General features: G+C 43.0%; 8 protein-coding genes. 2 read left to right on the plus strand and 6 right to left on the minus strand.

The genetic code is table 11. The features are described 5' to 3' along the window. Window positions 1-125: 125 nt before the first annotated feature. Complete coding sequence (gene dnaN / locus BACCELL_RS01555; RefSeq protein ID WP_007209735.1) at window positions 126-1,250, minus strand: DNA polymerase III subunit beta; 1,125 nt, start codon at window positions 1,248-1,250, stop codon at window positions 126-128. A gap of 177 nt (window positions 1,251-1,427) precedes the next feature. On the opposite strand from dnaN, the gene BACCELL_RS01560 reads away from it, so the two are divergent. Beyond that, window positions 1,428-1,802 (plus strand): DUF3127 domain-containing protein, encoded by a 375-nt coding sequence (locus tag BACCELL_RS01560; RefSeq protein ID WP_029328892.1) that lies wholly within the window; start codon window positions 1,428-1,430, stop codon window positions 1,800-1,802. A gap of 60 nt (window positions 1,803-1,862) precedes the next feature. Here BACCELL_RS01560 and BACCELL_RS01565 read toward each other — a convergent pair whose 3' ends face one another. The 5 genes from BACCELL_RS01565 to BACCELL_RS01585 form a co-directional block, all read right to left on the minus strand. Continuing rightward, entirely contained in the window at window positions 1,863-3,503 is a 1,641-nt protein-coding gene (locus BACCELL_RS01565) for a hypothetical protein (RefSeq protein WP_007209737.1), read from the minus strand. 108 nt (window positions 3,504-3,611) lie between these two features. Beyond that, the gene (locus tag BACCELL_RS01570; protein ID WP_029328894.1) at window positions 3,612-4,376 is read right to left on the minus strand and encodes an MBL fold metallo-hydrolase; all 765 of its coding nucleotides are present in this window, start codon (window positions 4,374-4,376) and stop codon (window positions 3,612-3,614) included. A 66-nt stretch (window positions 4,377-4,442) separates the two neighbouring features. Then, entirely contained in the window at window positions 4,443-5,426 is a 984-nt protein-coding gene (murB, locus tag BACCELL_RS01575) for a UDP-N-acetylmuramate dehydrogenase (protein WP_044153166.1), read from the minus strand. 39 nt (window positions 5,427-5,465) lie between these two features. Then, on the minus strand, window positions 5,466-6,314 hold the full coding sequence (locus tag BACCELL_RS01580) for a DUF4348 domain-containing protein (RefSeq protein WP_007209740.1): 849 nt from the start codon (window positions 6,312-6,314) through the stop codon (window positions 5,466-5,468). A gap of 20 nt (window positions 6,315-6,334) precedes the next feature. Continuing rightward, window positions 6,335-7,291, minus strand: coding sequence for an NAD-dependent epimerase/dehydratase family protein (locus BACCELL_RS01585; RefSeq protein ID WP_007209741.1), 957 nt, complete (start codon window positions 7,289-7,291; stop codon window positions 6,335-6,337). A 154-nt stretch (window positions 7,292-7,445) separates the two neighbouring features. Here BACCELL_RS01585 and BACCELL_RS01590 point away from each other — a divergent pair. Further along, window positions 7,446-7,760, plus strand: a 315-nt coding sequence (locus BACCELL_RS01590) for an aminotransferase class I/II-fold pyridoxal phosphate-dependent enzyme (protein WP_007209742.1), incomplete at its 3' end; no start/stop codon positions are given.

Consider the following 7,760-nt stretch of genomic DNA (forward strand, 5'->3'; position numbering starts at 1 on the left):
TTTCATTATTCTTCTATTTTACAGTTGACAAGGGAACGAGTTGACAAGGGAACAAGGCATTCCCGGCATAACAGCACAGCCCTTGTCTCCTTGTCAACTCGTTCCTCGTTAACTCTATTATTTTTTTAATCATTTAGCATCATCGGCATCAGTAGCATCAACAACTCCTCATTTTCTTCTTGTTCAACGGGAATGATGACGCCTGCACGTGACGGATCTGCCAGTTCAATTATCACTTCATCAGCGGCGATATTATTCAAAATATCGATCAGAAAAGTCGATTTAAAACCGATGCTCATCGGGTTACCATCATACTGGCAAGCCAGTGTTTCTTCGGCAGAAGTAGAGAAATCAATATCCTGAGCCGAAATAACAATCTGATTGGGCTGCATACGCAGCTTAATAAGACTGCTTGCCTGTGATGAGAAAATAGATACACGACGCAATGCACCTACCAACTGCATACGGTCCACAGTCACTTTATAAGGATTATTCTGCGGTATCACCGAATTATAATTAGGATAACGTCCTTCAATCAGACGACACACCATGCGGTATTTTTCCAATGTAAACACAGCATTACGTTCATCAAATTCAATAACAACTTGTCCCTGTTCTTTAGGCAACAAATTCTTAATCAACGAAGCCGGCTTTTTGGGCAGAATAAATGCTGCGCGTTCATTACCTTTGGCAGCCAGTGTTTTGCAACGCACCAATTTGTGACCATCAGATGCCACCATTGTAATATCTTCTGTGGTAATATCAAAATAGATACCATTCATCACCGGACGAAGTTCATCATCAGCTGTAGCAAATACAGCGCGATTAATTCCGCCCAACAATACGGATGCATCCATTTCTACGCGTACGGCATTGTCACCCAGCATAGCCGATTGAGGAAATTCATCTGCATTCTGTCCCATCAGGCTATACTTACCGTTTTGATACTGTACTGTGATTTCCAAGGAATTGGTATTTACTTCAAATGACAGCGGTTGTTCGGGGATTTCCTTCAATGCGTCCAGAATTGTTTTGGCAGCTACGGCAAAGCGTCCGTCAGCATCACTTTCATTCACTTCAACTGATGTCACCATCGTTGTTTCACTATCAGAAACAGTAATCGACAATGTTCCGTCTTTCAGTTCAAAGAGGAAACAATCCAAAATGGGCAACGCATTCTTCGAATTAATCACACGGCTGATAGCCTGTAAATGGCTGGAGAGCGCAGTACTCGAAACGATAAATTTCATATGTTCTGTGTATTTAAGTTTTATATTATTCCCTATTCGTACTATAACTTCATAGTATCGGACAAAGTTACAAAAAAAGATCTTCCCACAGCAAAGAAAATTAAGAAAAAACACCTGGAACTTCTCCAGATTTCCCTAAAAAATTGTAACTTCGCCGCATCATTAAAAAAGAACGCAATGGAATTTACAGGAAAAATTATCGCTATACTCCAACCAAGAGGCGGAGTGGCAAAGTCGGGCAATGAGTGGAAAGCACAAGAATACGTGATTGAAGACCACGGCCAATATCCCCGCAAAATGTGTTTCGATGTTTTCGGAGCAGACAAAATAGAACAGTTTAACATCCAGATGGGCGAAGAACTGACCGTATCATTTGATGTGGACGCACGCCAATGGCAGGACCGTTGGTTCAACAGTATCCGCGCATGGAAAGTAGAACGTGTTAGTGCAACAGCCCCTGCAGGCGCACCGGGCGCACCTGTTCCGCCACCGGCACCGACTGCCGCACCGGAATTCCTCACAGGTGACGCAAAAGATGATCTGCCATTCTAAACTAAAAAGAATTTAACACAAAAAAGGGAGAAATTTTCTCCTTTTTTTGTGTACTAAATCTTATATTTTATCTCCTTTGTATAAAAACACCAGATTCGGATATACCACCTCCTCCACACAAGTGAATTGTATTGAAAGCACGAAATGCCGGAAGAACTTTGCCTGGCGAAAGAAAAAGTTCGGTATCAGACGCACATAAGTTTCCGGTTGCTCCACCATCTTTTCCATATCCACCATCATTACAAAACTATATGTGGGTGAAAGACTCCCAATCCCCTCTTCATACAACGGAATATCATCCAATACTTCCTCATTCTCCATGGCATCTATATAAGCCGTAAGACTGACAACATCCGGTGCCATCAGCAGATGCCCGCGATAAAAACACACATACGTATAAAGAGCAGACTCTGTGATACCTGTCAATTGAGTCAGCAAGGTATTACGAGGCAATATATAATAACGATATCCTTTCGCCTTTGGATAAAGATGATAATCAGGGTATGCCTGCGGAACAGGAGGCGCATCCACTTCCTTCGGAGAAGTATAAAGCAATGACTGCAAGCGGCGTTCAGCCTGCAACACATTCTTCACCGGAACACTCATCACCGCACAAGGAATCTCATTTACTGTATCTTTCGACTGAAAAAGACAGGATATCACCTGATCTCCTGCATACATTTTCAAGAAATCCATCCATTCTTCATCTCTTTCTTTAATATAATCGGAATAAGTCGCCTTGGCATATTCCTGTTCCGCCGTAAAGCTGCACATGGCATCCATGTCCGAAATGGCCCAACAATCATAAAAGAAAGTAGAAAATGGAAGCCGTTCTCCCGGAAACCCCTCTACCGGCTGCTGACGACGCAAAGCATTTATAAAAGTATGTGTAGTATCCGATCCGTGACTAATCCCCGAACAATAAATAGCATTCTCATTCAGCTTCAAATCAAATTCCGCCCAACTTCCCAAATAGGTCTGCGAACGAATACCATCTGTATTTTTACCCATCTCCACCGATTTAATGCGCACATACACCGTAGCTTCCACGTTCGCATTCTTCCCGGCATGCATCAGTTTGAATGAAGACATATCTATCAACGATTTTTTGGAGAGCCGCGCGTCAATCACCTGTTCTATCAATCGCTTCTGAAAGCTGATCGCCAGGAAGTCCGATGTGAAATACGCTGAAAGGAAACGTCCGTCAGGCATAGGATAAATGCTGATTTCCTCACCTCTGTAATCAAAAAATTTAGAAGGGAATGAACTGGAACAATATTTCCTGATGAACGACTCCACCAACTCATAATCACCTGATCCCAGACTGCAATACAACACTTGGTTCAATGGTGTATCCGGCTCATGAAAACTGATAAGCATTTTGTTCATCTGCTTACTAAGTCCGTGCGGAGTATCCTCAAGCAAGGTATGCAGATAGTTTTTCAGATAAACAAAAAGTTCGGAAGCATAAAGGAAGTGGTTATCTTTGCTGCAACTCAACTGGTTGATGTCATCCACCAATTCTGCCATACGGTCTGTTTCCAGCACAGCTATTGCGCTTTGAGGTACTAGAGTATAGAGATTAAAATCTTTCTGACTCTCCACCTCATTCAACCTAAAGAATGAATACACCCCGAACCCCGTACATAGCAACACTATGGACACAATCATGGCAATTCTTATGATAAGGCGTAACTTCATGGTTTTTCAGGCATCAAGTTTCGGCAAAAATAAGTATTTCTACTAATAAAACAAAACAAATGTTTCAAAAACTTTAGTAGATATAAAAAAGTTTTAGAATGCCCGCCTTTAAAACTCTATTTCCATTCCATCAAAAGTCAGATGCACATCAGGAGGAAGCTGCTTTTCGAGTTCGACATGCAATCCGGCATGATGACTCATGTGAATAAAATAAGTTTCGCGCGCACCAATGCGCTTTGCTGTCTCCAATGCCTCGGAAATACTCTGATGCGTAGGATGCGGCTTGACACGCAAGGCATTCACAACCAGAACATCCAAGTCTTGCAATTGTTCATAGGACTCTTCAGGCATGGTCAGCATATCTGTAATATAAGCCAAACGTTTACCTATACGATACCCCAGAATAGGCAGACGCCCGTGCATCACCTGAAAAGGAATAATCTCCGTATGATTGATAAAGAAGTTCTTTCCCGGCTCCACTTCCTGCAAGAAAATCTGAGGTACACCGGGATATTTATGTTCCAAAAAACAATAGGGCATTCGCGCACGCAAGTGAGTTGCCGTATAGTCATCGGAATATATGGGAATCTCGCCGAAACGGCAAAAAGGACGAAGATCATCCAGTCCTCCTACATGGTCATAGTGCTCATGAGTAATCAACACTCCATCTATTTTTTCAAATGAGGCTACCCTCAACATCTGTTCCCGGAAATCCGGTCCACAATCAATCAGTATCACCGCGTCATCCGTATGCAACAAAGAAGACGCACGCAAGCGGTTATCACGCGGATCGGCAGAAGTGCAAACTTCGCACTTACAACCTATTTCAGGCACTCCTGTCGATGTTCCGCTTCCTAATATTCTTAGTTTCACTTTAATTACATATTAATTATCAATCATCAGTTCATTCAAAAGCAACCTCTGATAATCATGATTACTTCAAATAAAATTCACTTCGGGATGTATGTCAATGCCAAACTTATCGCGAACTGACGCCCTTACAGCATCCGAAAGAGCTACGATATCGGCCCCCGTTGCCCCACCCCGGTTTACCAACACCAATGCCTGCTTATCATGCACGGCGGCAGGTCCCAGCGATTTCCCCTTCCAACCACACTGGTCTATCATCCAACCGGCAGGAATTTTTATCCGGTCAGCACTTATTTCATAAAAAGGCATCTGAGGATATTGTTCCCGTAAGGCTTCAAAAACTTCACGCGCAACGACAGGATTCATAAAGAAGCTACCGGCATTACCCAATACTTTCGGATCAGGCAATTTACTTTCACGAATATCGATAATAACCTGTCGTAATGTCTTCAAGTCAACTTTCGGGTATTTCTCAAGTTCCTGACGAATAGTACCATAGTCCAATATATAAGACTCTTTCTTACTCAAAGAGAAACCAACATATGTGACAAACACCTGCTTCATTTCCGGCCGTTTAAAAACACTGCTCCGGTATGAATAATCACATTCATCCGTTTGGTAAACATGCTTCACGCCCTGTATGTTCACCGTTTCTACGAAAGAAATCAGATCTTTCACTTCCACGCCATAAGCACCAATATTTTGTACAGCCGAAGCCCCCACCTCCCCAGGAATAAGAGACAGGTTTTCAACTCCATACCAACCCCGATCCGCACAATAGCCCACGAAATCATCCCACACCACACCGGCACCTACACGCACCGAAACCTTTTCTTCATCTTCAGCCGTTACTTCAATGCCGCCTATACGCGAATGCAATATCACCCCCTCATAATTTCCGGTAAACAACAGATTGCTCCCTCCGCCAATATGCAGATAAGGAGAAGTGATGCGTCCGGCGGCAATCAACTTCTCCAATTCTTCTACTGAACTGTATTCCAAAAACACGGCAGCTTCTACATCAAGTCCGAATGTATTGGGTATTTTTCTCATCTCATGCTCTATCATTCGTCATTTGTAATTCGTAATTTCCTAAATACTCGTATCCTCATATTTATATAACTCCCACTCTCCACGATGTCTGCGAAAATAGAAAATATTGGTATATCCGTTTCCAATCCCATTTACTTTCAGGATTTTCGTATTAGAGTAATCGCTATTCTTTTGTCCGTAATTGATATTGGACAGTTTGTCTACAGGCAATACCGGACGGAAAGCATACCACTGATTCAAGTCGAGTGTAGTCTCCAAGATAGAAAATTCATCATCCGGATCTATCGTAATATATTCTAAAGGTTCGCGAATATGCCGGCTCTGATAAACACTATCAGTCACAAAACGCAAATAAAACGCAACGAAGTCTTCATTCTCCCCCTGCTCTATCTGCCGGAGATTAATAGCTTCCAGCATCCAGACACCCTTGGTACGTTCGAAATAGTATTTCTTCACCATACGGTTTTTCAGCAAAATCCATTCCACCTGTACGGATGTCAAGGCAGTATCTCCCACCAACTCCAAGTCATCTTCATCATCGAAGAGCAATGTGTAATAGCTCTGCTGGGTAAACAGATAATCATGTTCCCACTCCCCCCTCTCTATTTTAGAAGGTTTATCAACGTCGTAAAAAGGCAATGGAAACTTAGTCCGCTGCCGTTGCAAAGCGTCATCCGAAGCGTAACTATAGACGAAATCATCAAACGATTCATCCGCTTCTATTGGCTTAGGGTCATTATCAACTTCAGCCTGTGGTACAGTATCAGCTTTGTGTGCAGCTGAATCCACCAAATTGGTGATTGTCGCAAAAGGATCCATCTTCGTCTTCTTGTTGCCGCACGACACCAAGAAAACGAGAAGAAAGAACCCCAATCCTATTTTTCTCATTCTTTACCGGCCCCTGAAGGTCACTTATTTAGTTTAGCTCTTAACTTCTCAAGCATGTCCACCGTCATGGACTCTAAATCATATTGCGGTTTCCAATCCCACTCTTCACGAGCACAACTGTCATCCAAGCTGTCGGGCCAACTGTCGGCAATGGATTGCTTCAATGGATCAATCTCATATACCATTTCAAAATCGGGCACATGCTTTTTTATCTCCCGGCAGATTTCCTCCGGATCAAAACTCATGGCAGCGATATTGAAAGCATTCCGATGCTTCAGACGTGTTGGAATTGCTTCCATCAACGAAATGGCTGCATTCAGCGCATCAGGCATATACATCATATCCATATAAGTACCGGGTTTCAAAGGACATACAAACTTTTCACCTTTCACTGCGGAGTAAAAAATATCGACCGCATAGTCTGTAGTCCCCCCTCCCGGAGGAGTTACATTGGAAATGATGCCCGGAAAACGAACCGCACGAGTATCTACTCCATATTTAGTATAATAATAATCGCTCAACAATTCAGTAGTTACTTTGGTTACCCCATACATCGTACGAGGGCGCTGAATCGTATCTTGCGGCGTCTTTACATGAGGTGTAGCTTCTCCAAACGAACCGATAGAACTCGGAGTAAACACTGCACAACCATATTCACGCGCCACTTCCAGCACATTCCATAATCCGTCTATACCAATTTTCCAAGCCATGGCCGGGCGGCTTTCGGCAACCACCGAGAGCAAAGCTGCCAGATTATAAATCGTATCAATCTTGAATTGGCGCGCCACCACTTCAATAGACTGACGGTCGGTTACGTCGGCAATAGCAGAAGGCCCCGATGCTTTCAATTCTCCTTTAGGCATAGCACTCGGAATGTATCCGGCTATAACATGGTCATCTCCATAACGTTTACGCAATTCCAATGTGAGTTCCGAACCTATCTGTCCGGTTGCTCCAATTACCAAAATATTCTTCATACGACTTATTTATAAGGTGCTCCATCCTTAGAGACGTGCAAATATACATACTTTTTTTTCATTATTCTATCATTTTGCTATTGTTTATTTGAAGAAAAATCGTGTCCTTTGTATCGTTTAGTAATAAGATGACAAACTTTTAATTTATAAAGCTATGTACGGGAAAATGAAAGAACACCTCAGCAATACGCTTGCTGAAATTAAAGAGGCCGGACTCTACAAAGAAGAGCGCCTGATCGAGAGTGCGCAACAAGCCGCCATCACCGTAAAAGGGAAGGAAGTGCTGAATTTCTGCGCCAACAATTACTTGGGTTTGTCCAACCATCCGCGACTGATTGCCGCTGCCCAAAAGATGATGGATCACCGTGGCTACGGCATGTCTTCCGTACGTTTCATCTGCGGAACACAAGACATCCACAAAGAACTGGAAGCTGCTATCTCCGACTATTTCAAAACCGAAGACACCATC

The organism is Bacteroides cellulosilyticus DSM 14838, assembly GCF_000158035.1.
GTDB classification, from domain to species: domain Bacteria; phylum Bacteroidota; class Bacteroidia; order Bacteroidales; family Bacteroidaceae; genus Bacteroides; species Bacteroides cellulosilyticus.

Bases quoted from the DNA above. Each gene is read 5' to 3' on its own strand.
- dnaN (WP_007209735.1), bottom strand. From the start codon at position 1,250: ATGAAATTTATCGTTTCGAGTACTGCGCTCTCCAGCCATTTACAGGCT.
- BACCELL_RS01560 (WP_029328892.1), top strand. From the start codon at position 1,428: ATGGAATTTACAGGAAAAATTATCGCTATACTCCAACCAAGAGGCGGA.
- BACCELL_RS01565 (WP_007209737.1), bottom strand. From the start codon at position 3,503: ATGAAGTTACGCCTTATCATAAGAATTGCCATGATTGTGTCCATAGTG.
- murB (WP_044153166.1), bottom strand. From the start codon at position 5,426: ATGAGAAAAATACCCAATACATTCGGACTTGATGTAGAAGCTGCCGTG.
- BACCELL_RS01580 (WP_007209740.1), bottom strand. From the start codon at position 6,314: ATGAGAAAAATAGGATTGGGGTTCTTTCTTCTCGTTTTCTTGGTGTCG.
- BACCELL_RS01585 (WP_007209741.1), bottom strand. From the start codon at position 7,291: ATGAAGAATATTTTGGTAATTGGAGCAACCGGACAGATAGGTTCGGAA.